Source organism: Nereida sp. NH-UV-3, from assembly GCF_042939535.1.
Taxonomy (GTDB): Bacteria; Pseudomonadota; Alphaproteobacteria; order Rhodobacterales; family Rhodobacteraceae; genus Nereida; species Nereida ignava.
Window position 1 is genome coordinate 1,274,487 of record NZ_CP132157.1, and the last position, 21,256, is coordinate 1,295,742.

A 21,256-nucleotide genomic window follows, 5' to 3' on the forward strand; every position below is an offset into this window, starting at 1 on the left:
GTGTCTCTCCCTGCTGTTGTATATGCACCTCCTGCACGCACTCTACAAACGAGACTTCCCATACCGTCAGTTAAGCTGTATTAAACTGAAATGTCTGATCGCCTTCCTCCGCTCACCGCCCTGCGCGCCTTCGAAGCCGCCGCACGCCATATGTCATTCGCCAAAGCGGCGGATGAGTTAAACGTAACGCCTGCAGCACTGTCCTATCAGATCAAATCCCTTGAAGCGGATTTGGGCACACCAGTGTTCATTCGGCTTAATCGTGCGGTTGAGCTGACAGAAGCGGGTCGCGCCTTAACCCCCGGCGTACGTGACGGCTTTGCAGCAATCACATCAGCGTGGCGCAACACACGCCGCTTAAGCGACAACACGACCCTCACAGTCACTGCGGGCCCTGCGTTCACCTCTAAATGGCTGGCCCCAAGACTGTTCGACTTTGCCCAGGCACACCCCACGATTGAGTTGCGATTTTCGGCATCCCTACGATTGGTCGACTTTGACAGAGACGAAGTCGATGTAGCCATTCGGTTTGGATTAGGCGGCTACAGCGGCGTCTATTCTGAACCACTTGTAAGCGAATGGGTCACGCCGATGATGACCCCTGAAATGGCGGTAAATTTCGGCACCAAAGAAACAATAACTAATGCGCAGCTCATCCATGATGACAGCATGGACGCATTTAAAATTACATGTGATTGGGCCAAATGGGCGCGGGCCGCGAAGGTCGATATTGACCCGGATCACGGCGCAAGGTTCAGCCAAGCTGATCATGCATTGGACGCCGCAATTGCTGGCGCGGGCGTTGTGTTGGGTCGTGTATCGCTTGCTGCGCGCGCGCTCGCGTCAGGACGGCTTGTGGCACCTTTTGATCTTGGGCTGATTACGCCCGCACAATTTCGGTTTGTATGCCCACAAGGCAACGAGACCCGCCCCAAGGTGAAGGCGTTTCATGACTGGCTGCTGGACGAGATCAATACCTCAAAGTCCTTCGCGGAAGGCCGAACACTTCTTTATGCAGCAGATGTTGAATAACTGACGCGCCACCCAAACTGGTCTGCGCGCCAGCGTGATGCTTCAAGCAGAAGCGAGGCGCGAAATCTCTTCTTTGAGTTTCAGCTTCTCTTTCTTCATCGCCGCAATTTGCAAATCATCAACGGCAGGCATGCGCTGCAGGCGCGCGACCGTCTCCGATAAATTCTCATGCTTTTGTTTCAGTTGCTGGATATGCGTGCTTAATGCCATAGGCGCGTCCTTTTCTACTGATGTGTGATTTTAGTGGAGCACACGCAGCCCGCTTGTGTCACGCCGCAGCTGCAAAAGGATTCAAGTAATCAGCTGAATTTAGCCGAATTTCTTCACACGTGGTTAATTGCGGATGAATAATTGCGCGCCATGCCGCAAAATCTCACGTACCTCGGGTGTGTAAGTCTCTTCGTCCGCTTCGTGCCGCTCACCCTTATGCAGAATCAACGGCGCCAATAAAGAAAATGGCGCGCGCGAGGCTTTCTTTGCTTGTACAATCACAAGTCGCGCAGGCTGCCCTACCCGCGATGCGATCGGCAATACCGTCACCCGACCAAGCCGATCATCCAGTGAACTCAACACATCTTGCAGTCGTGAAATATCTTGGATGACAGTCAGCGTACCATTTGGCCGAAGCCGCTTTGTAGCAACATCCAGCCAAACAGAAAGCGGAGTTTGCTCACCACGTGCTGCCTCGCGCGCCGCATCATCCGATTTATTTCCCCGCCCGCGATCAAAATACGGCGGGTTACAGAATACATGGTGAAAGCTGCGCTCACGTATCTCCTGCGGAAGCGCCGCAAGATCAGCATGGACTACATCAAGACCGTTGCGCCCTGCTAATTCCGCCGCACGACTGTCCCGCTCCACACCCGTGACTGCCGCACCTGTTCGCGCGGCAAGGCACAAGCTAGCCACGCCAACGCCGCATCCCAACTCCAGCGCGGTCTCTTCAGGTTTTGCGGGTACACTAGCCGCCAATAACACCGCGTCCACACCTGCACGATACCCTTGCGCAGGTTGATAGGCCTTCACTTTACCGCCCAGAAAATCATCGCGTGTTTCGCTCATTCGCTAACCGTCAGCCCATTATCACGCAACGCAGCAGCTGCCATGAAATGGTCTGCCTGGCGGACCATCAACCGGCGCGGCAAAATGCCAATGCTGCCTTCAAGAATGCTGATATTTACGTCCATTTCAAAGCAGTCTATACCCTCGCCGGATAGCAAAGCTTTGGCGAAGGCAATGGCCGTCGGATCGTTGCTGCGCATAAGTTCTTTCATCCCCCGATCTAAGGCCAGTTGCCACGGGTTGTCGAGCAAGGAGACCTTTTCATGGGTTTGGATAACGCCGCAACAAAACCACACGAGCGCCTCGCCGCCGCACTTGATGCTGATATGACTGCAGTCAATGCATTGATCCGCGAACGCATGGCGTCAGAGCACGCCCCCCGCATTCCCGAAGTCAGCGCGCATCTGGTCGATGCTGGCGGCAAGCGCCTGCGTCCCATGTTGACGTTGGCCAGTGCGAAAATGTGCGGTTATGACGGGCCATTCCACATCCATTTGGCGGCAACGGTTGAATTTATTCACACGGCTACTTTGCTGCATGACGACGTTGTAGACGAAAGCGGCCAACGGCGGGGACGCCCCACGGCCAACTTGCTTTGGGACAATAAATCAAGCGTTTTAGTCGGCGATTACCTCTTTGCTCGCTCGTTCCAATTGATGGTTGAGACCGGTAATTTGCGCGTGCTGGACATCCTATCAAACGCGTCAGCGACCATCGCGGAAGGCGAAGTGCTGCAACTAACCGCAGCATCTGATTTGGGAACCGATGAGGAAATTTACCTCAAGGTTGTGCGCGGCAAAACGGCGGCCCTTTTCTCAGCAGCAATGGAAGTCGGCGGTGTCATCGCAGACCAAAGCGATGATGTGATACAGGCGCTTTTCGCGTATGGTGATGCGTTGGGTATTTCATTCCAGATTGTCGACGACCTGCTGGATTACCGCGGGAACACCCAAGCCACTGGCAAAAACGTTGGGGACGATTTCCGCGAGCGCAAACTAACGCTGCCCGTCATCAAAGCCGTTGCCAAAGCCGATACAACCGAGCGTGATTTTTGGCACCGCACCATCGCAAAAGGCGACCAGCGCGATGGTGATTTACAAGAAGCTCTCCGCCTGATGGATAGCCACGGCACACTTGATGCGACCAGCGCCGACGCAGTTGCTTGGGCAGATAAAGCCAAAGCATCACTAAGCGTGATTGAACAGAGTGAGTTGAAGGATATGCTTCTTGATCTTGCTGATTATGTGGTCGCGCGCGTCAGATAAGCCTCAGCTTAATGTGCAGGGCCTGATCCACCAATCTGTATGCATCGCACCCAGTTCATAGGCCGCAAAATGTGCAGCCTTCATGGTTGGATAAATTGCAAAGCACGTCGCACCCGACCCAGACATGCGCGCTAATAAACACTGCCGGGTCGACTGCAAATCAGACAACGCACGCTCGATTACTGGCTGGATTGAAATAGCCGCATCTTGCATATCATTGCGCATCGTTGCGAGCCAATTCGCCGCATCCGCAACGCCCTCGAACGTAGGGATTATCGGCATTTCAGCGTTGGTGCGCTTTGTCATAGCACTGAAAACTGCTGGTGTCGGCATGCTAACACGGGGGTTCACCAAAAGAGCAGGCAGTGGCGGCAGTGCAACTTTTTCCACCCGCTCGCCCACGCCGCGCATCCGCGCAGCAGTTGCAAGCATACAAACAGGCACGTCAGCACCAAGCGACATTTGCTGTTCAACCGTACTTCCACCGATCGCGCGCAAAACTGCGGCTGCATCAGACGAGCCACCACCAATGCCGGCTTCAGCAGGCAGACGTTTGACCAACCTCAAAGACGCCTCGGCCCCCATCACATCAAGTGCACGCCACATCAAATTTGTTGACCCCGTCGGCACACCGGCGGCCAAATCCCCCTCAACGCTCAAATGTGTGGGGCCATCCGATACATAAACGTCATCGCCGAAATCGGCGAAGGCCACCAAGCTATCAAGAAGATGATAGCCATCCTCTCGCTGCCCCGTGACATGCAGGGTCAAGTTCACTTTGGCAGGCGCCAGTTGGCGTGTCTCGGATGTCATGAGATCTTCTTTTGTTTATAAATATCCAAAGCCGGGGATCAGCCACCAGACTGTACTGGCGGCAGTGCGGGGGCGCCTTCTTCTTCGAGCACCACATCAAGTCCCACTTCCAGCTTGCGCCTAATCCGCGGCAAATCATCTTCCGCTGGATCGAAAGACAATGCACGTGACCACTGAAAACGTGCCTCAGTCCGTCGACCAACAGCCCACAGCACATCCCCCAGGTGGTCGTTCACCACAGGGTCAGTCGCAGCAAGTGAGGCAGCAACTTCCATCGGGGCCACGGCCTCGTCATAACGTCCGAGCCGGTACAAAACCCACCCAAGACTATCAAGGATAAAGCCGCTGTCAGGACGCGCAGCTGCGGCCTTCTCGATCATCTCTAATGCTTCGTCGAGCTTAATTTTTTTCTCAACGAGTGAATAACCAAGATAGTTCAGCACGTTCGGCTGATCGGGGTTGAGGGACAAGGCTTTGCGAAAATCAGCCTCTGCCTGTGGCCACAAATCGCGCCGCTCAAACGTGATCCCGCGCGCATAGTACAAAAACCATGCGTTTGGATCGCCCTGCTCCAAAAGCTTGATCGCGGTGGTATAGGCCGTGGTTGCTTTCTCAAACCGTTCAAGACGGCGCAACATATCTCCAAGGGTTGAGTGGACCACCTGCAGATCACCGTGACTGTCTTGTAACGCAGTCAATGCCTCAACTGCTTCATCTTTGCGGTCGCTTTCAAAAAGCGCCTCTGCACGACCGATCTCTGCGGCATGAAAGGAGGTGCTGTCCGGCGTGATCTGACCATAAGCATCCGCCGCCAAAACATGATTGCCCAACTCATCCAACAGACCCGCGATCAGCAAATTCGCTTCATCGAAATCAGCCCTTACATACGCCGCTGCACGTGCGTAAAGAAGCGCAAAATCTGGGCCAGCCTCGTCGCGGAGAACCGACGCTACAGTCCAGAAAACTTCAGCCAATCCCTGTTGCGCAGTCAAAACTGTGGTCAGAGGTACGGCCTTGCGCCCCTCAAGACCACTGCGCAGTTCTTGTAATTCAGGGTCTAGTGCCCCTTGAAAGTTATCATCAATGAGCGCGGCTGCATCCATGTTGCGACCCAGTTGGCTCAAGAATTCAGCGCGCACCATGATCGACCGCCGCGTATACCCAAGGGCGCCAACTTTATCGTCAGTCAATAGGCCCAGCGCGCCCTCAAAATCACCGAATGTGCCCTTGGCCAAAGCGTGGTGCAAATTCGCAAAGCCGCTCATACCGTTCATTGAGGCCATATCCTCAAAGTAATCGGTGGCAGCGCTTACATCGCCTAGGCCCAAGGTTGCCCAAGCCAAGACCAAGCCGTCAACAAGCGGGCTTATACGCCGACCTGCTCCGAACCCTTCTACGATTTCCGTGAATTGCTCATCTCTGGCCAACCCTGCAACGGCAATCAATCCCGCAATTTGGCTTTGGTTCATATCAAGATCAGAACCACGCAAAAGTGCGACAGCACCTGCTACGTCACCGGCATTTGCACGGCCCGCCAAGGCCGCCTCAAGTAAGGCTGGGTTGGTCGCGTCACTGCGTTGTGCTTGGGAATAATACTGGCCAACCGTTGCATAATCACCGTTAAACTGCGCATGACGCCCCGCAAGATAGGACCCCGCAATGCCTTGCGCGTTACCAACGGCGGGCAGAAGCAAGGTGGCACTCAAAACGATGGGGCGAATGTATCGGCGCATGGGGTCTCCTGTGTGTCAGGACAGCTTGCCCGAGTTGCGCCCCACCCACAAGCGAAGCGCACAAAAAAGGGCGCCCCGCAGAGCGCCCTGATCAATGAACTTTTCGTCAACTGGACCCAACAAGGATCACATGTTGGGATAATTCGGCCCATCGCCGCCTTGGGGCGTGGTCCAGTTGATATTCTGACTGGGGTCTTTGATATCGCAAGTTTTACAATGAACGCAGTTTTGAAAGTTAATCACAAACCGCGTATCCGCACCCGCTTCCTCAACAAACTCATAAACCCCAGCGGGGCAATACCGCGCTGACGGGCCTGCGTATTTTGGCAGGTTCACGGCCACAGGTATGCTCGGGTCTTTCAGCTTGAGGTGCGCAGGTTGGCTTTCCTCGTGGTTGGTCATTGCAAAGCTTACATTTGTAAGCCGGTCGAACGACAACACACCATCTGGTTTGGGATACTCGATTGACTTGTGATCTTTCGCCTCGCCCGTAGCAGCAGCGTCACTTTTGCCGTGCTTCATCGTGCCCAACAAAGAGACCCCAAAGAGGTTGTTGGTCCACATATCAAACCCACCAAGGGTCAGCGAAGCAGTCAGGCCGTATTTTGACCAAAGCGGCTTCACGTTGCGCACCTTCTTAAGGTCTTTTGCAATTGGGCCGCTGTGCACACGTTCGGCGTAGCCAGCAAGAACATCACCCGCGCGGTCAGCCTTGATTGCCTCAACCGCAGCTTCAGCCGCAGCAATCCCTGAAAGCATTGCGTTATGATTGCCCTTGATCCGTGGAACGTTGACCATACCCGCAGAACATCCAAGCAGCGCACCACCAGGAAACGCCAGTTCTGGCATCGCCTGATACCCGCCTTCAGTAATTGCACGCGCACCATACGCAACACGTTTGCCGCCCTTGAGTAGCTCCGCAACCATCGGATGGTGCTTAAAGCGCTGGAATTCCATGTAAGGGAACAAGTGCGGATTTTCGTAGTTCAGGTGCACAACGAAGCCGACATAAACTTGGTTATTGTCGAGGTGGTAGATGAAAGACCCGCCACCCGCATTGCCATTCAGCGGCCACCCCATTGTGTGAGTGACGCTGCCTTCTTTGTGCTTTTCGGGATCAATTTCCCAAATCTCTTTCATGCCCAGGCCGTATTTTTGCGGCCCTGAGTCTTTATCCAACTCATATTTGGCAATCACTTCCTTGGACAGCGATCCACGCACGCCCTCGGACAGGAAAACATATTTTCCGTGCAACTCCATTCCCGGCTCATAAGCATCACCGGGGGTGCCATCGGCATTCAAACCGAACTCACCAGCAACAACACCTTTGACTTCACCGTTGTCCCCGTAAACCAGTTCAGAACATGCCATGCCTGGGAAAATCTCAACGCCCAGCTCCTCGGCCTGCTCGGCCATCCAACGGCAGACATTACCCATTGAGACGATGTAATTACCGTGGTTATTCATCAGCGGCGGCATCGCAAAATTGGGCAGGCGCACCTGGCCAGCTTCGCCAAGCATATAGAAATTGTCGTCCTTCACAGGCACGTTAAGCGGCGCGCCCTTTTCTTTCCAGTCAGGGATCAGCGCGTTCAGGCCTGCAGGATCAAGTACCGCGCCAGACAGAATATGCGCGCCAACTTCTGAACCCTTTTCGAGCACAACAACATTCATGTCCGCATCAAGTTGCTTGAGCTTTATGGCGGCAGACAAGCCCGCTGGACCTGCGCCAACGATGACCACGTCATATTCCATTGCTTCACGTTCAATCTGGGACATTTTTCCGGCTCCAATAAATGTTGCAAAAATATATGGCGACAGGAATTAAAGGGGTCAATTGAAAAAAGGCGCTGGTTTTTCATTACGCTGCGCCTTGGCTGCAATTAGTCGCTCAATCCTGTGCCTGCTCCTTGCATTTCCCTTTGCTTTTGCGTTTTGTAGCGCAATAAATCGAGCAACAAAACCACGGCCTTAGAAAGACAGAAAATGGATAAAATTCCTCTCACAAAAGCTGGCGCAGATCGACTGGATGCGGAGTTAAAGGGACTGAAATCTAAGGATCGCCCCGAGATCATCGCAGCGATCGCAGAAGCGCGTGAATTGGGCGATCTTAAAGAGAACGCCGAGTACCACTCTGCCCGTGAAAAACAGAGCTTCATCGAAGGCCGCATCGCAGAGCTGGAGGCTATCCTCAGCCGTGCAGATATCATCGACACCTCAAAGATGTCGGGCACCGTCAAGTTCGGCGCGCATGTTGAGTTGGTTGATGAAGACACCGATGAGGAAAAAACCTATCAGGTTGTGGGTGAGCCAGAAGCCGACATTGAGCGCGGCCTTCTAAACATTGCCTCGCCGTTGGCGCGCGCGTTAATCGGCAAAGAAGAGGGCGACAGCATCGAGGTCCGCACCCCCGGTGGCACGCGGTCTTACGAAATTCTGTCCGTTAAATTTTCGTAACTCGTGATGGCCACAAGCTCACCGCATTCACAGCCTCAATCCAAGTCAAAGCCGAAAAATGACTTGCTTGCCCCGCCCGAACGTAGCGCGATTTCCTCGACCGAGATCATTGCAGCAGCGCTGACGCTTGTGTGGTTAATCGGATCAACAGTATTCTTTTTGATGCTGCCGACAGAAGGATCATTCAACAGCCTTCAGTTCGTTATGGTCCTACTCGCGGTGTTTATGCCCGTGGCGTTGATCTGGGTCGCTGCAACGGCAGCGCGCTCGATACGTGTGATGCGCGAAGAAAGCAGCAGGTTGCATTCGGCCATCGACGGGATGCGCAAAACATACCTTGAGCAACAGAAAGCCGTCACTGAAACGACGCGCCCAGACGTTGAGAAAAAGCTCGAAGAAATAGCAGCCACAGCGCGCGAAACATCTTCGGCGCTGGCAACATTCACTTCAAGCCGTTCCGACGCCCCGCGCATCAGCATCGACACAATCAAAGCAACCACCAGCGCGGACGGGCAAACTGCCCTCCCCCTCGGCACACCGATGGAGGCGCTGCAGCCCGCACTTGAAAACGAAGATTTCATCCGCGCACTCAATTTCCCCGAAACCGCAGAAGACACTGTTGGTTTCGCCGCTCTTCGCAAGGCCCTAAAAGATCACCGCGCCAGCCAACTGATCACTGCCGCACAAGACATGCTGACCCTGCTGAGCCAAGAGGGCATCTACATGGACGACCTGCGCCATGATCGCGCCAAACCAGAGCTGTGGCGGCGCTTTGCGCAAGGTGAGCGCGGCCCCGCGATTGCAGCCCTTGGCGGTGTGCGCGACAGATCATCCCTCGCCCTAACTGCAGGGCGTATGAAAGAAGACGTCATCTTTCGGGACGCAGCGCACCACTTTTTGCGTCGATTTGACAAAGTCATGATGGAATTTGAACCACACGCATCCGATGCGGAATTGGCAAAACTGTCCACAACACGCACCGCATTGGCATTCATGCTTTTGGGTCGTGTGGCTGGAATGTTCAGCTAAACCTACAGACCAAGACCTGAAAACGGAATATAGCGGACGGGTGTCCCAGGGGTGATCTCTTGCGCCTCGTCTGGCAACTCCACCAGTCCTTCGGCCCACGACAGCCCACCAATCCGGCCAGACCCTTCTGAGGCAAAAACCTCAGCAACACCGTTACGCAGACGGGCCCGCAGAAACTCGCGGCGGCCCTCTTTTTTACGTTTTGAAAAACCCGCGGGCACGGTCACTGCTTGCGGTGCTGCGAAATCTCCACCAGCCAAACACATCATCGCGGGACGTGCAAAAATAGCCGTGCAGACAAAGGCCGCAACGGGATTTCCAGGCAGGCCGAACACCGGCACACCGCCCCACATCGCCAATGCCAGCGGTCGTCCCGGTTTGACCGCAATCCGCCACCACGCAAGAGAGCCCGAACTTTGCAACAACTTTGAAACGTGGTCTTCATCACCCGCGGATGCGCCACCTGATGTCAGGATCACATCCGCAGACTTAGCCGCTTCATCAAGTGCTGCCTTCAATGCATCCGGATCGTCGGGGATGATCCCCATATCAACAGGCTCAAACCCCCAAGCCGCGATCATTGACAAAAGCATGGGGCGATTTGCATCAAAAATTTGACCCGCTTTGGCCTTGCTACCCGCCTTTACCAACTCATCACCAGTTGAAATGACTGCAACACGAAGCGGTGCGCGAACGTCGATATCACTGATCCCACCAGCCGTCAGAAACGCTGCATCCGCAGGGGTGATTTTACGCGCGCCGCGCAGCATTACATCACCCTTCATAACATCTTCACCAGCCTTGCGTGTGTTGGCACCTTTACGCAGGCCTCCGTGGAAAGCAATGCGAATGGACTGCCCCTGCTCATCCGCCTCAACAGTGCAATCCTCTTCAAGCACAACCGTATCAACACCGACCGGGACAACCGCGCCCGTCAAAATACGGATTGCATGACCTTTTGGAACAGCACCCGAAAACGGCGCGCCAGCGGCGGCGCGACCCATAACTACCGGTAATTCGTTGGGCCCGTCCAAGATCGCATCTGCCGAAAACCCATACCCATCGACCGCACAATTTGCGTGCGGTGGGTTTGCGCGCTGTGCGAAAACATCACTCGCAAGGTAGCTCCCCACCGCGTCTTTCACCGCAATGGTTTCTGTAGCTGTTACGGCGCGAACCCGCTTTTTTAACTGATCCAACGCCTCATCCACAGGAGTCCAACTGACGCCTTGCGGCATCGCAAAACAGTCGTTCCCAAGAGGCGGAGGCGTCAAGCAGCCGCTATCTTTTTTTTGCTTTCGCACACCCAATATCCACCCTTCCTCCGAGGCAATCTGCACAGCTTTCGCATCCGTCGTCTGATCAAAACCTGCGCCAAAAAGCGCGTCCAAATCAGCGTTCTCAAACGCTTCGCAAACCGCGCGGACCTGACGCGCGTCGAGCACATCAAATATCGTTCCATCATCGCCCATGCGATGCCTTGCATCAAACAATGACGGATAAATTTCGGCCAGTACAATATTTGTTGCGGGCTCGGCAAAACCTGTCTCAAACGGCCAAACTGTAATGCCGCCGCCGTAGCGCGCCCGCAGCTTGGCCAACATCGGCAACCCCACAAGAGACTGCCCACCAACAGAGCCCGGAGTATAGAGCTTCCACATGGGTTGCGCGCTTGAGGTCAGCGCCTCGACCGTGCGGCGCTCAGGGAACTTCCGGGGATCCCGCTCGGACCCGCGTTGGCGCAACGCATCGGTTTCAGCACCCCTCGGGCACCCCCAAAAAGGTCCGATACTATCCAAAGCGCGGTTGATCTGATCCGCCACCTCAAAGCGATTATTTTTGTTGTCTGGCCCATCTTTGATGCGTTCGGCCAACCAATCCCAAACGCCAAGCGCAGAGGATTGCCCCGTCAGAGCCTGTGCAAACCCCCGTGGGTAGCCGAAACCAAAATCGAACCCGACGAGAACCCGCGAGCCGGCATCTTGCGCCCTATCAAGCATCGCGCAAATAGCATTCATCGCCGACAGCCGCGTTCGAAAATACTGCACGTCTACTGGCTGTCCACGCACCTTTGAACCAACATAAATGGCGTTCGCAACGGGCTTGGCCGAAGAGGGTGTCGAGGAAGATGACCAATCGACCGCGATGATCTGATCGAAACTCAAAGCCCCGCCTTTGCGCAGATGAAATCCGCAATCGCGACGGTATCATCCAAATCAAATTGCGGTTTTGGCGTATCAAGCACCGTGTCCGTCGCATAGGCCAATACCGATGCGTCCTCGATCATGGATTGGGATGTTTGCTGCCGGTAAGCGCACACTTTGGGGTGCGTATCCCGTTTGAAGCCTTCGACCAAAACCAAGTCAACGGGCGCCAGCTGTGCCAGCAATTTCTCAAGCGGTGGCTCGGGCTCTCCGCGCAATTCAGTCATCAAAGCCCATCTGTTTGCACTGGCCAAAAGCACTTGTTGTGCGCCTGCATCGCGGTGGCGGTAGCTGTCTTTGCCCTGCTGGTCGATGTCGAAATTATGATGCGCATGCTTCAACGTGCTAACTGAAAAACCGCGCGCGGTAATTTCAGCCACAAGCCGCTCCATCAGGCCCGTCTTTCCTGCGTTTTTCCAGCCAATGACACCAAAAACCTTTTGCTCCGTCATAAGTACCGCTCCGCCTGCGCCAAATCTTCAGGCGTATTGATATTAAAGAACGGATCAAACGAACCAACTTCAAAGGAAGCAGTTGCCGCATGATGCTGATCGGTCCACGTGACGACTTTGCGCAGGCCCCCATGCAAGGCCGCGCGCAGATCGTCGCGCAAGGCGATTGGCCAAATCCCAAACGTGGGGTGACGGCCATCCGTTGCTGCCAAAGCCAGCGGATGGGTCATCTCATCAGCGGCCATCATCAAACGGGGCGTCAAATCACATGGGAAAAACGGCGTGTCCGCAGCAACGCTTACCACCGTTTCCGCCCCCTGCTCAGCCGCCCAATCAAGACCTGCAAGAATACCCGCAAGAGGACCTACAAACCCACCGATACTGTCCGCAACCACGTCATGACCAATTTGGCCAAACCGCGCAGGATCACCATTGGCGTTAAGGCACAGCCCCGCCACTTGCGGTTCAAGACGCTCAATCACCCGCTCAAGCAACGTTGTGCCGCCAAGCTGCAAAAGCGCCTTGTCCCCGCCGCCCATCCGGCGTGCTTGGCCGCCCGCCAGAATAACACCGAAGGGTTGCTTCATTGCTTCGCCCCCTTACGGCCAGATTTCGATGGCTCATCGCGGACTGAGGCAAGATCAGCATCGCGTACCAAACGGTCATTCCCAGCCAAACAGACAAACCGCTGCCCACGCATCCGGCCAATCAACGTCAAACCTACTTGCTGGGCAATCTCCACGCCCCATGCCGTAAACCCAGAACGCGACACCAAGGCCGGAATACCCATCATCGCTGTTTTGATAACCATCTCAGATGTAAGGCGGCCTGTGGTGTACAAAATCTTGTCCGACGGGCTGACGCCCTCTGACAACATCCAGCCAGCTACTTTATCAACTGCGTTATGGCGACCAACGTCCTCCATATAAACGAGGGGGCGATCTTGCTGGCAGAGAACCGTGCCGTGAATAGCACCCGAGGTCAGATAAAGGCTGGGTGTCGTGTTAATCCGATGCGCTAATGCATAAAGCCATGACGTTTTCACAGGCACTTGGGGCAACGTCACGCCCTCAAGGCCCTCCATCATATCCCCAAAAACTGTCCCAACAGCACAGCCACTGGTGCGGGTCTTTTTCTTGAGTTTATCCTCAAACACCGTCTGACTGGCCGTGCGCACGATCACAGTTTCAAGCTCTTCATCGTAGTCGACGCCAGTGACGTCAGAAGCATCATCAAGCATCCCTTGGTTGCGCAAAAACCCAAGCGCGAGGTACTGAGGGAAGTCACCAATTGTCATCGCCGTGACAATTTCCTGACTGTTCAAAAAGATGGTCAAAGGACGTTCTTCGACCACGGGCGTCTCGATCTGAGCGCCGGTATGATCCACTCCCGCAACCGAACGCGTCAGGCGCAAACCACCGCGCGCACCCAGTGGATCTGGCGCGATAATGTAATCTGCCTCATCAGCCATTTGCATCCCCCTGACACTCGTCTAAGTCATGTCTCAAATAACCTAGAGAGTCACAATGTCATCTACCACCGCGAAATCGACATATCTGCAGGGCTTCCGCGACGGCCTGCCGTTTCTTTTGGTCATCGCACCATTTGGACTGTTGTTTGGGGTCGTGGGCACTGAAGCCGGATTAAACATTGCAGAAGTCATGGGCTTTGGCGTTTTGGTCATCGCGGGGGCCGCACAATTCACAGCAGTGCAGCTTATGGTCGAGGACGCACCTACGCTTATTGTGCTGGCAACATCGCTTGCTGTGAACCTGCGCATGGCCATGTATTCCGCTGCAATGGTGCCTCATCTGGGCAAAGCCCGCCTTTGGCAACGTGCGCTTGTGAGCTACTCGATGGTGGACCAAACATACGCACTTGCGGATCAAAAATTCCAAGACGAAACCGCTTGGACCCTCCCCCAAAAGCTACGCTATTTTGCAGGCACCGTCACACCCATTTGCTCAACGTGGTATGCGATGACCTACGTTGGGGCAAAACTGGGAAGCTCTATTCCGCCGGAATATGCGCTCGACTTTGCGATCCCAATTACGTTTCTCGCACTTATCGCACCGGCTTTGCGCACACTGCCACACGTTATTGCAGCGGCAACTTCTGTTGTGGTGGCCCTGTTGTGCATGAATGTGCCCTATAGCCTTGGAATTATCATCGCAGGCATCGCGGCTATGATCGCGGGCGCGCAGGCCGAGTTGGTGCTGAAAAAGGAGCGCACGTCATGATTTCGGATGATGTAAACGTTTGGCTAATTATCGGTGTTTTAGCGCTTGGGACCTTCATTAGCCGCTTTTCATTTTTGGGCCTGATCGGTGACCGTGAATTGCCAGAATGGATTTTGCGACACCTTCGCTACACAGCCGTTGCTGTTTTGCCCGCACTAATTGCACCGGTTGTGCTGTTTCCGCCCGCGACAAACGGTGAAGTGGACCCCGCACGCCTGTCAGCCGCGATTGTCACGTTGGCCGTTGGTGTTTGGACACGCAACGTCCTTTGGGCAATCATTTTGGGTGCAGCGACACTTTACGGGATGCTCTACCTCACAGGTGGTTTTGGCTAAAGTGCCAGCGCGTTAGTCCAGATCAACATCAATATACTGCGAAAGCGCCACGGCTTTATTGCCGTCATCCGTCTCATAATATTCTTGTTCCGCTACACCGGGCAGTGCGCCAAACCGCTCGCGCGCTTTGTTGGGAAAGTATGTCGTTCCGATGCTTTCAAAGCCGTCAAGCTGGCTCAAGATGCTCGTGATGCTGCGGGTGCACCCCGCCGCAGGGACAGCGCCGTTGTTGATCACCAACTGAAGGGCTTGCTCGGCCACACCTGCGGGCACTTCGATCGTTTGCTCAACCACACGGTGGGTAATGCGGGCATGGGCACCAATATAAAATCGCTTATAAAGTGGTGTAATACCGTAAAGAACATCACCACGCTCGGGGATTGATCTGGCCTCAAAACTTCCAGCGGGGTCGAACAAAACACGCTGCGATCCGTTGACCAGCAGGGCACTGTGGGCGCCGGAATTGGTCCCGTTACTTACAACAGTAATCAAAGAAAGGGCGGGAGGGCCGTCGTGACGATAAACGCTCTCGCGGATTTCACTATCTGTCGCGGTTGGCAGGTCCTGAGGGGGTGTCAGGCACCCCGCCAGCAGCATCGCCGCTGTGAAAAGTGCAGCAATGCTCCGCGTTTTCATCTGCTTAACCGCCGATAATGGCGAGCAAGATCAACGTCGCAATGATGATCACCACGCTCCACGTTGTGAATTTTACGAAGCCCGCAAAAGTTTTCTCTTGGACTTCGATGTCCATTTTACCGTGCTCGTGCTTGTCATCAGCCATGTCTAATTTCCCGTTTAGCTAAGTATTCTTGAGGCGCGCATAAAGCATATTTGCACGCATTTCTAGTGATTTCACTGCCCCTGCGACACTGCTCACACCGGCTTAGGCAACAGGCTTTTCAAGCTGTTCGGCAAGACGGAAGCCAATCCGGTTAGGCTCAGGCGCGTCGACCTCTTTGGGAATTGCGCGCAACATCACATTAAGCTGGGTGACGTGCTGTACCAACTGCGTCTTGGCGCCTGCTGCGTCCGTGCCGTAGAACGTAACAATATCAGGGTCAAAATATCCCATGCCTTCAATCCGCAGTACGCCTGCCTCGCCACCCGCGAAACCCATGGCTGCCTCATGCTCGGCGTCAAGCGTTTCTTCAAACTTCTTAAGGTACAAAACCACCCGTTCATAAGCCCATTGAGCGGGGCTTTTCTTACTGACCGCTTGGGTCATTGCGGATGGCAGTTCCTCATCTTGGGTGCCTGCCGCGCTTGCGGCGCGCATCTTTGGCAACACATCATCTTCCAATGCGTCCGCGCTTGTTTTGATCACGTTATCCATCGTTACTTCCTCCGCCAATTACACGCCCACACCGCACCATCATAACGGCAGCGCAGTGGTATCCTTGATGTCTTCCATAACAAAGCTTGCAGAGATATCGGAAACCGCAACCTGCGCGATAAACTTTTTGTAAAACCGATCATACGCCGCAACATCCGCGACACGCACGCGCAGGACATAATCAAGATCACCGGTCATTCGGTGCGCACCAACAATTTCAGGAAACAAGCTGACAGCACGGTTGAACAAACGCATCCATTCCGCATCGTGATTATTCGTCCGCACCATTACAAAAACCAAAAGCGGGCAGCCTGCCTGTTCTGGATCAAGCAACGTCACACGCTTGCGTATCAACCCCGTCGCCTCCATCGCCTTTATTCGCCGCCAGCACGCATTACGGGACAGGTTTGCATGTTCGGCCAACTGATCAAGACTAACGGTAGCGTCATCCTGCAAAGCAGATAGCAAAGCGTTATCAATAGAATCTAAATCAGCCATAAGTGGGATTTTATCCCAACTCTATCCGCTTTGACAGTATATTTTGGGACACAGCCTCACAACCGCGCAGCCATAGTAAAGGCACAACCACCCCAACGCCTGTCGGAGCCTAATATGACCCGTGTCCTCACTGCCCTTTTCTCTGATCATCCTGCCTCAGTGAACGAGACCTATTTTGAGCATATGCGCTTCGCAGCGACTTTTGCATTTTGGCTGATGGCGGCCGCTTTTTGCGCTGCAGTGCACGCAATCATTCCTGCCCTATTTGAAAAGACCGCTGGCAACATTATCCGCCGCCTAAATGACAAAATCACCAATCGCTAAGCGGTGTCTGTCACCCGCTGAAACAGCCACTGACCATCCTTAGACATCGTCCGCGTTGCCCGCCCGTGATGCCAAAGATGTAAGCAGTGCGAGAGGGCCTCAACAAGCGCCAACCCGTATTCGCTGCCTACAATCTGCCGTTTAAACAATGGCATAAAGCACTGCGCCGCAGTTTGCGGCTCTGACAAATGGGCCTCTAGGCGGCGCAGTGCGCCGTGGTGATTTTCAATCAACTGCCGCATCCGCACGGGCAAGCCTGTAAATGGCAACTTGTGACCCCCTAAAACAAAATGATCGTCACGCGCCAATGCGCCCAAACGCTCGCACGCCTCAAGCCAATCAGCAACAGGGTCAGCTTCCGGCTCGGTCGCGTAGACACCAATGTTTGAGCTGATTGAAGCAATGATCTGATCGCCAGAAATTACCAAATTGTCGTCACGGCTCCAGAATGTTGCATGCTCGGGGGAATGCCCGTTGCCGATGTGAATATCCCAACTGCGCCCGCCCATAATGATAGAGCCACCCTGTTGAATGCGCGTGTAGCCAAGGGGCATCGGCGCGACACAATCAGCATAGTTGAAGGGCCGCTCATTGCGGCGTTGTTCAAGAATATCAGACGCCATCCCAGCACGGTGCCAAAAATCAACAGTTTGCTCAGTCGGCCTGTCCTGTGCATCCAGTTGCAACATGCGCGAAAAAAGCCATGTTGTCCGGGTACAAATAAGTTCTGCACCAAATTCTGACTGAAACCAGCCCGTCAGACCCACATGATCGGGATGGTGATGGGTGACGATAACACGTTTAACCGGCTTGCCGGCCAAAGGGCCATCCATCAACGCGCGCCAAATACTCCGGCTCCGCTTAGACGCAAACCCCGTATCGATGATCGTCCAACCGTCGCCATCATCAAGGGCGTAAACATTCACATGATCAAGCGCCATGGGTAGCGGCAAACGCATCCACAGCACACCTTCAGCGACTTCGATTGCTTCACCCTCGGCGGGCGCTTGCGCGAATGGATAGGCCAGTTTTGTCATGGCACAGGTCTAGGCGAGCAGGTCCTCGGTGGAAAGCGCATAAAGATCATCGGCGCCCTCGCGCGCATGGGAAAGAAGGCCTGCGTGCTCTGGCAACAACCGCTTGATGTAGAACCTCGCAAGTCGTGCGCGGCCACTATCAGGTCCCGCAGCAAGAGCCGCCTTAAGGTGATAATGCCCCCCAAGAACCCGTGCAAACCCGCGCAAATAAGGCACGGCACCGGCAAAGCGGTGGTTGCTATCTGATTGTGAAACCATCCATTCGGTTGTCTCGCGCAAAGTCTCAGACGCCTCCCAAAGCGGGCAAGCAAGGCTTTCATGCGTACCGCGGCAGCCTTCCGCTTGGGTTTGCGCTTCCTCGATCAGCGCAAAAGCGGCATCTCCGCCGTCGGCCAGTTTTCTGGCCACAAGGTCCATCGCCTGAATGCCGTTTGTGCCCTCGTAAATCGCGGTGACGCGCGCATCGCGGCTGTATTGAGCGGCACCTGTTTCCTCAATGAAGCCCATTCCGCCGTGCACCTGAATGCCCTCAGCCGCCACGGCCATGCCAACGTCGGTCCCGAATGCTTTGGCGATTGGCGTCAGAAAAGCGGCCCGTGCATGCCAAAAGGCATCGCTGGTGGCCGTTCCCATATCAATCGCCGCAGCGCAGGACAGAGCGATCGCGCGCGCCGCAAATAGATCAGCTTTCATCGCAACCAACATCCGACGCACATCTGCATGATCAACGATAGCGCCAGTAGCGACAGCATCATTTGATACGTTCGTGCGTCCTTGCTTGCGATCCCGCGCATAGCTTAACGCGTGTTGAAGCGCCCCTTCTGCAACTCCTGTGCCTTGAATTGCCACACCGACGCGGGCGTTGTTCATCATGGTGAACATTGCCGCCATGCCCGCATGCTCCGCCCCGACAAGCCAACCAGTCGCACCATCATACTGCATCACCGCAGTGGGCGACGCGTGCAAACCCATTTTATGCTCAAGGCTAACCACATGCAGCGCGTTGGCTTGGCCTGCATCGCCATTATCATCGGGTAAATACTTCGGGACCATGAAAAGGCTAATGCCCTTGGTGCCAGCAGGTGCATTTGGCAAGCGCGCCAAAACAAGATGGCAAATATTTTCCGCCATGTCGTGATCACCGTAGCTGATGTAAATCTTTTGCCCCGTAATCTCGAACGTTCCATCCCCGCGCGGCACCGCTCTGGTGGTCAGCGCGCCAACATCACTGCCTGCTTGTGGCTCGGTCAGGTTCATCGTGCCGGACCATTCACCACTGATCAGCTTGGGCAAATATGTCTGCTTAATCTTGTCATCCGCGTGGGCTTCAAGCGCCTCAATCTGGCCTTGGGTCATCAACGGATTCAATTGAAGCGACAGGCACGCGCTCGCCATCATCTCGTTCACCGCTGAGGTCAGCGTTAGCGGCAGGCCCATCCCGCCGCCATCAGGGTGCGCCGAAATTCCCATCCAACCGCCATTCGCCAAGGCGCGATACGCCTCTTTGAAGCCATCGGGCATAACAACAACGCCGTCTTTCAACACCGCATGCTGAATATCGCCTACCCGCTGCAGCGGGGCCAAAACTTCTTCGCAGACTTTGCCAGCCTCAGACAAAAGCGCGCCGGTGATGTCGCTACTCACGTCCTCAAAACGGGCCGTTGCACAGATGTCTGAAAACCCAACAACGTGGTCGAACAAAAATTTATACTCAGCAAGAGGCGCGACGTATGGCATGAAAACTCCGGTAATTTACGCAGGCTTGGCAATCCAACCCCATAAGCGTAAGTCAGTTTGCACGGCCACAGCATCGCGCGGCCACCGACCTCAATCAATGGGAACGCGGCGTCATAGATGGAAACGAAACTGCTCAAGACCGCCCAAGACGCAGGCACACTTTTGGCCCAAGGCGGGTTGGTGGGGTTTGCAACCGAGACCGTCTATGGGCTTGGCGCCGATGCAACGAACGCAACTGCCGTCGCGCGCATTTATCAAGCAAAAGGACGGCCTAGCTTCAATCCGCTGATCATCCATGTGCCAAGTCTTGCCGATGCCGAACCCTACGTGGAAATGAACGATATCGCACGACGCCTTGCCGCCGCATTTTGGCCTGGCCCCTTAACACTTGTGCTGCCCCTGAAGCCCAATTCAGGCATTTGCGATCTGGTCACCGCAGGTCTCTCAACCGTGGCAATCCGCGTGCCTGATCACGAACAAGCCCGCGACGTTTTGCGCGCAGCAGGCACCCCGGTCGCAGCGCCCTCCGCAAATCCGTCAGGTCGCATCAGTGCCACAACAGCCCAGCACGTTATGCACGGCTTAGGCGGCAAAATTGATGCCGTGCTAGAAGGGGACCCTTGTAGCGTGGGCTTGGAATCCACAATCATTGCTGTGGCACCCACACCAACTGTTTTGCGGTTTGGCGGATTGGCCTTGCGTGACATCGAAGCAATCACTGGCCCACTTTCCCACGACACAACACCCGCCGCCATCGCCGCCCCCGGCCAGCTCAGCAGCCATTACGCGCCGCGCCACGCGCTGCGCATGGATGCCGCCAGAGCCGAGGCCGGCGAAGTGCTGTTGGGTTTCGGAGAAGTGCAATGTGATCTTAACCTATCGCCACGCGCAGACCTGCGAGAAGCGGCGGCCAATTTGTTCACCCATCTGCACAGTCTCGATCGCCTTGACCAGCCGATCGCCGTATCACCTATTCCAGATCACGGACTTGGCCGCGCTATCAACGACCGCTTGCGACGGGCCGCTGCACCGCGCGATTAAGGTGAACTAGGCCTGTCCGCCAACCACCGACAAAAGCCGCGGATCAATCCCCAACATATCAAGCGCGACCGATCTTTTGTCATCGCTTGGCGTATCGAAAACAAGCGCGCTATCTGCCTCAACCGTAAGCCATCCGTTCATCGATATCTCAGCTTCCAGTTGGCCAGGGCTCCACCCCGCGTAGCCCATCGCCATAACCATGCTGCGCGGCCCAACGCCTAAGGCAATATCCTCCAGAATATCCCGCGTTGCAGTCATTCCAACGCTATCTGATACCTGCAAGGTGCTGTCGTTGCCTGCATAATCACCACTGTGCAACACAAAGCCGCGCCCCTGTTCAACCGGCCCACCGTAATACATGGGTACGCTCTCAACAGGCTTAAGCGGCTCAATTTCAAGATGCTCTAGCAGCCCTTTGAATGTCACCTTCTTGGTCGGCTTATTCAGGATCAGCCCCATCGCCCCTTCAGACGTATGATCGCAAATATAGACCACGCTGCCGGCAAATCTTGGATCATCCATGCCGGGCATTGCGATCAATACGTGACCTACCAAGGTGGTTTGAGGAAAATTTGAGTCGCTCATGTCATTACCATGAGACACCAAAGAACCATCGGCAAGCGCGCATCACTGACATATCCTTGTCGTGAACGTGATTTCCAAA

General features: G+C 54.9%; 25 protein-coding genes. 8 read left to right on the forward strand and 17 right to left on the reverse strand.

Annotated features, from left to right (window positions below; genetic code table 11):
• Nucleotides 1–90 precede the first annotated feature (90 nt).
• Complete coding sequence (locus NeNHUV3_RS06310) at nt 91–1,032, forward strand: transcriptional regulator GcvA (protein ID WP_391480429.1); 942 nt, start codon at nt 91–93, stop codon at nt 1,030–1,032.
• Between the two features lie 42 nt (nt 1,033–1,074).
• On the opposite strand, the gene NeNHUV3_RS06315 is transcribed toward NeNHUV3_RS06310, so the two are convergent.
• From NeNHUV3_RS06315 to NeNHUV3_RS06325, 3 genes are all read right to left on the reverse strand, one after another.
• The gene (locus NeNHUV3_RS06315; protein ID WP_074842094.1) at nt 1,075–1,242 is read right to left on the reverse strand and encodes a DUF465 domain-containing protein; all 168 of its coding nucleotides are present in this window, start codon (nt 1,240–1,242) and stop codon (nt 1,075–1,077) included.
• 123 nt (nt 1,243–1,365) lie between these two features.
• A complete protein-coding gene (locus NeNHUV3_RS06320; protein ID WP_391480430.1) occupies nt 1,366–2,094 on the reverse strand; it encodes a tRNA1(Val) (adenine(37)-N6)-methyltransferase in 729 nt (242 codons plus the stop codon).
• Entirely contained in the window at nt 2,091–2,306 is a 216-nt protein-coding gene (locus NeNHUV3_RS06325; protein WP_048598851.1) for a DUF2007 domain-containing protein, read from the reverse strand. The genes NeNHUV3_RS06320 and NeNHUV3_RS06325 overlap by 4 nt, the downstream gene beginning before the upstream one ends.
• 51 nt (nt 2,307–2,357) lie before the next feature.
• Here NeNHUV3_RS06325 and NeNHUV3_RS06330 point away from each other — a divergent pair, with 51 nt between their 5' ends.
• The gene (locus NeNHUV3_RS06330) at nt 2,358–3,359 is read left to right on the forward strand and encodes a polyprenyl synthetase family protein (RefSeq protein WP_391480432.1); all 1,002 of its coding nucleotides are present in this window, start codon (nt 2,358–2,360) and stop codon (nt 3,357–3,359) included.
• Nucleotides 3,360–3,362: 3 nt separating this feature from the next.
• Here NeNHUV3_RS06330 and NeNHUV3_RS06335 read toward each other — a convergent pair whose 3' ends face one another.
• The 3 genes from NeNHUV3_RS06335 to NeNHUV3_RS06345 all read right to left on the reverse strand — a co-directional run bounded on the left by NeNHUV3_RS06335 (nt 3,363) and on the right by NeNHUV3_RS06345 (nt 7,684).
• Entirely contained in the window at nt 3,363–4,172 is an 810-nt protein-coding gene (locus NeNHUV3_RS06335; protein ID WP_391480433.1) for a 4-(cytidine 5'-diphospho)-2-C-methyl-D-erythritol kinase, read from the reverse strand.
• Between the two features lie 38 nt (nt 4,173–4,210).
• A complete protein-coding gene (locus NeNHUV3_RS06340) occupies nt 4,211–5,905 on the reverse strand; it encodes a tetratricopeptide repeat protein (protein WP_391480435.1) in 1,695 nt (564 codons plus the stop codon).
• 126 nt (nt 5,906–6,031) lie between these two features.
• On the reverse strand, nt 6,032–7,684 hold the full coding sequence (locus tag NeNHUV3_RS06345; RefSeq protein WP_391480436.1) for an electron transfer flavoprotein-ubiquinone oxidoreductase: 1,653 nt from the start codon (nt 7,682–7,684) through the stop codon (nt 6,032–6,034).
• A gap of 207 nt (nt 7,685–7,891) precedes the next feature.
• On the opposite strand from NeNHUV3_RS06345, the gene greA reads away from it, so the two are divergent.
• The gene (greA, locus tag NeNHUV3_RS06350) at nt 7,892–8,362 is read left to right on the forward strand and encodes a transcription elongation factor GreA (RefSeq protein WP_048598847.1); all 471 of its coding nucleotides are present in this window, start codon (nt 7,892–7,894) and stop codon (nt 8,360–8,362) included.
• A 6-nt stretch (nt 8,363–8,368) separates the two neighbouring features.
• Nucleotides 8,369–9,391, forward strand: a complete 1,023-nt coding sequence (locus NeNHUV3_RS06355; protein ID WP_391480438.1) for a hypothetical protein — start codon at nt 8,369–8,371, stop codon at nt 9,389–9,391.
• 2 nt (nt 9,392–9,393) lie between these two features.
• On the opposite strand, the gene glp is transcribed toward NeNHUV3_RS06355, so the two are convergent.
• From glp to NeNHUV3_RS06375, 4 genes are read right to left on the reverse strand one after another with little or no spacing between them, the layout of a single operon-like run.
• Nucleotides 9,394–11,556 carry a gephyrin-like molybdotransferase Glp gene (gene glp, locus NeNHUV3_RS06360; protein WP_391480439.1) on the reverse strand — a complete coding sequence of 721 codons (2,163 nt, stop codon included), beginning with the start codon at nt 11,554–11,556 and terminating at the stop codon, nt 9,394–9,396.
• A complete protein-coding gene (mobB, locus tag NeNHUV3_RS06365; protein WP_391480441.1) occupies nt 11,553–12,047 on the reverse strand; it encodes a molybdopterin-guanine dinucleotide biosynthesis protein B in 495 nt (164 codons plus the stop codon). The genes glp and mobB overlap by 4 nt, the downstream gene beginning before the upstream one ends.
• Nucleotides 12,044–12,634 carry a molybdenum cofactor guanylyltransferase MobA gene (gene mobA, locus NeNHUV3_RS06370; RefSeq protein WP_391480443.1) on the reverse strand — a complete coding sequence of 197 codons (591 nt, stop codon included), beginning with the start codon at nt 12,632–12,634 and terminating at the stop codon, nt 12,044–12,046. Before mobA ends, mobB begins: the two co-directional genes overlap by 4 nt.
• Nucleotides 12,631–13,524, reverse strand: a complete 894-nt coding sequence (locus tag NeNHUV3_RS06375; RefSeq protein ID WP_391480444.1) for a formate dehydrogenase accessory sulfurtransferase FdhD — start codon at nt 13,522–13,524, stop codon at nt 12,631–12,633. The genes mobA and NeNHUV3_RS06375 overlap by 4 nt, the downstream gene beginning before the upstream one ends.
• Before the next feature lie 49 nt (nt 13,525–13,573).
• Between NeNHUV3_RS06375 and NeNHUV3_RS06380 the strand changes: the two genes are divergently transcribed.
• Both NeNHUV3_RS06380 and NeNHUV3_RS06385 read left to right on the forward strand, forming a co-directional pair.
• Complete coding sequence (locus tag NeNHUV3_RS06380; protein ID WP_391480446.1) at nt 13,574–14,287, forward strand: AzlC family ABC transporter permease; 714 nt, start codon at nt 13,574–13,576, stop codon at nt 14,285–14,287.
• A complete protein-coding gene (locus NeNHUV3_RS06385; protein WP_341246099.1) occupies nt 14,284–14,622 on the forward strand; it encodes an AzlD domain-containing protein in 339 nt (112 codons plus the stop codon). The genes NeNHUV3_RS06380 and NeNHUV3_RS06385 overlap by 4 nt, the downstream gene beginning before the upstream one ends.
• 12 nt (nt 14,623–14,634) lie before the next feature.
• Here NeNHUV3_RS06385 and NeNHUV3_RS06390 read toward each other — a convergent pair whose 3' ends face one another.
• The 4 genes from NeNHUV3_RS06390 to NeNHUV3_RS06405 form a co-directional block, all read right to left on the reverse strand.
• Nucleotides 14,635–15,258, reverse strand: coding sequence for a hypothetical protein (locus tag NeNHUV3_RS06390; RefSeq protein ID WP_391480448.1), 624 nt, complete (start codon nt 15,256–15,258; stop codon nt 14,635–14,637).
• Nucleotides 15,259–15,262: 4 nt separating this feature from the next.
• Nucleotides 15,263–15,403 (reverse strand): aa3-type cytochrome c oxidase subunit IV, encoded by a 141-nt coding sequence (locus NeNHUV3_RS06395; RefSeq protein WP_048598839.1) that lies wholly within the window; start codon nt 15,401–15,403, stop codon nt 15,263–15,265.
• Nucleotides 15,404–15,505: 102 nt separating this feature from the next.
• Nucleotides 15,506–15,955 (reverse strand): DUF6173 family protein, encoded by a 450-nt coding sequence (locus NeNHUV3_RS06400; protein ID WP_341246101.1) that lies wholly within the window; start codon nt 15,953–15,955, stop codon nt 15,506–15,508.
• A 39-nt stretch (nt 15,956–15,994) separates the two neighbouring features.
• Entirely contained in the window at nt 15,995–16,453 is a 459-nt protein-coding gene (locus NeNHUV3_RS06405; RefSeq protein ID WP_391480449.1) for an Lrp/AsnC family transcriptional regulator, read from the reverse strand.
• 114 nt (nt 16,454–16,567) lie between these two features.
• On the opposite strand from NeNHUV3_RS06405, the gene NeNHUV3_RS06410 reads away from it, so the two are divergent.
• A complete protein-coding gene (locus NeNHUV3_RS06410; protein WP_048598836.1) occupies nt 16,568–16,777 on the forward strand; it encodes a DUF6356 family protein in 210 nt (69 codons plus the stop codon).
• Here NeNHUV3_RS06410 and NeNHUV3_RS06415 read toward each other — a convergent pair.
• Together NeNHUV3_RS06415 and NeNHUV3_RS06420 are read right to left on the reverse strand one after the other, a co-directional pair.
• Nucleotides 16,774–17,814 carry an MBL fold metallo-hydrolase gene (locus NeNHUV3_RS06415; protein WP_391480451.1) on the reverse strand — a complete coding sequence of 347 codons (1,041 nt, stop codon included), beginning with the start codon at nt 17,812–17,814 and terminating at the stop codon, nt 16,774–16,776. The genes NeNHUV3_RS06410 and NeNHUV3_RS06415 overlap by 4 nt on opposite strands.
• A 9-nt stretch (nt 17,815–17,823) precedes the next feature.
• Nucleotides 17,824–19,551 (reverse strand): acyl-CoA dehydrogenase, encoded by a 1,728-nt coding sequence (locus NeNHUV3_RS06420; RefSeq protein WP_391480452.1) that lies wholly within the window; start codon nt 19,549–19,551, stop codon nt 17,824–17,826.
• A gap of 117 nt (nt 19,552–19,668) precedes the next feature.
• Between NeNHUV3_RS06420 and NeNHUV3_RS06425 the strand changes: the two genes are divergently transcribed.
• Nucleotides 19,669–20,592 carry an L-threonylcarbamoyladenylate synthase gene (locus tag NeNHUV3_RS06425; protein WP_391480453.1) on the forward strand — a complete coding sequence of 308 codons (924 nt, stop codon included), beginning with the start codon at nt 19,669–19,671 and terminating at the stop codon, nt 20,590–20,592.
• 6 nt (nt 20,593–20,598) lie between these two features.
• On the opposite strand, the gene NeNHUV3_RS06430 is transcribed toward NeNHUV3_RS06425, so the two are convergent.
• On the reverse strand, nt 20,599–21,177 hold the full coding sequence (locus tag NeNHUV3_RS06430; RefSeq protein WP_391480455.1) for a YqgE/AlgH family protein: 579 nt from the start codon (nt 21,175–21,177) through the stop codon (nt 20,599–20,601).
• Nucleotides 21,178–21,256: the final 79 nt, after the last annotated feature.

Coding starts and splice junctions, on each gene's coding strand:
- NeNHUV3_RS06310 (WP_391480429.1), top strand. CDS start 91: ATGTCTGATCGCCTTCCTCCGCTCACCGCCCTGCGCGCCTTCGAAGCC.
- NeNHUV3_RS06315 (WP_074842094.1), bottom strand. CDS start 1,242: ATGGCATTAAGCACGCATATCCAGCAACTGAAACAAAAGCATGAGAAT.
- NeNHUV3_RS06320 (WP_391480430.1), bottom strand. CDS start 2,094: ATGAGCGAAACACGCGATGATTTTCTGGGCGGTAAAGTGAAGGCCTAT.
- NeNHUV3_RS06325 (WP_048598851.1), bottom strand. CDS start 2,306: ATGAAAGAACTTATGCGCAGCAACGATCCGACGGCCATTGCCTTCGCC.
- NeNHUV3_RS06330 (WP_391480432.1), top strand. CDS start 2,358: ATGGGTTTGGATAACGCCGCAACAAAACCACACGAGCGCCTCGCCGCC.
- NeNHUV3_RS06335 (WP_391480433.1), bottom strand. CDS start 4,172: ATGACATCCGAGACACGCCAACTGGCGCCTGCCAAAGTGAACTTGACC.
- NeNHUV3_RS06340 (WP_391480435.1), bottom strand. CDS start 5,905: ATGCGCCGATACATTCGCCCCATCGTTTTGAGTGCCACCTTGCTTCTG.
- NeNHUV3_RS06345 (WP_391480436.1), bottom strand. CDS start 7,684: ATGTCCCAGATTGAACGTGAAGCAATGGAATATGACGTGGTCATCGTT.
- greA (WP_048598847.1), top strand. CDS start 7,892: ATGGATAAAATTCCTCTCACAAAAGCTGGCGCAGATCGACTGGATGCG.
- NeNHUV3_RS06355 (WP_391480438.1), top strand. CDS start 8,369: ATGGCCACAAGCTCACCGCATTCACAGCCTCAATCCAAGTCAAAGCCG.
- mobB (WP_391480441.1), bottom strand. CDS start 12,047: ATGACGGAGCAAAAGGTTTTTGGTGTCATTGGCTGGAAAAACGCAGGA.
- mobA (WP_391480443.1), bottom strand. CDS start 12,634: ATGAAGCAACCCTTCGGTGTTATTCTGGCGGGCGGCCAAGCACGCCGG.
- NeNHUV3_RS06375 (WP_391480444.1), bottom strand. CDS start 13,524: ATGCAAATGGCTGATGAGGCAGATTACATTATCGCGCCAGATCCACTG.
- NeNHUV3_RS06380 (WP_391480446.1), top strand. CDS start 13,574: ATGTCATCTACCACCGCGAAATCGACATATCTGCAGGGCTTCCGCGAC.
- NeNHUV3_RS06385 (WP_341246099.1), top strand. CDS start 14,284: ATGATTTCGGATGATGTAAACGTTTGGCTAATTATCGGTGTTTTAGCG.
- NeNHUV3_RS06390 (WP_391480448.1), bottom strand. CDS start 15,258: ATGAAAACGCGGAGCATTGCTGCACTTTTCACAGCGGCGATGCTGCTG.
- NeNHUV3_RS06395 (WP_048598839.1), bottom strand. CDS start 15,403: ATGGCTGATGACAAGCACGAGCACGGTAAAATGGACATCGAAGTCCAA.
- NeNHUV3_RS06400 (WP_341246101.1), bottom strand. CDS start 15,955: ATGGATAACGTGATCAAAACAAGCGCGGACGCATTGGAAGATGATGTG.
- NeNHUV3_RS06405 (WP_391480449.1), bottom strand. CDS start 16,453: ATGGCTGATTTAGATTCTATTGATAACGCTTTGCTATCTGCTTTGCAG.
- NeNHUV3_RS06410 (WP_048598836.1), top strand. CDS start 16,568: ATGACCCGTGTCCTCACTGCCCTTTTCTCTGATCATCCTGCCTCAGTG.
- NeNHUV3_RS06415 (WP_391480451.1), bottom strand. CDS start 17,814: ATGACAAAACTGGCCTATCCATTCGCGCAAGCGCCCGCCGAGGGTGAA.
- NeNHUV3_RS06420 (WP_391480452.1), bottom strand. CDS start 19,551: ATGCCATACGTCGCGCCTCTTGCTGAGTATAAATTTTTGTTCGACCAC.
- NeNHUV3_RS06425 (WP_391480453.1), top strand. CDS start 19,669: ATGGAAACGAAACTGCTCAAGACCGCCCAAGACGCAGGCACACTTTTG.
- NeNHUV3_RS06430 (WP_391480455.1), bottom strand. CDS start 21,177: ATGAGCGACTCAAATTTTCCTCAAACCACCTTGGTAGGTCACGTATTG.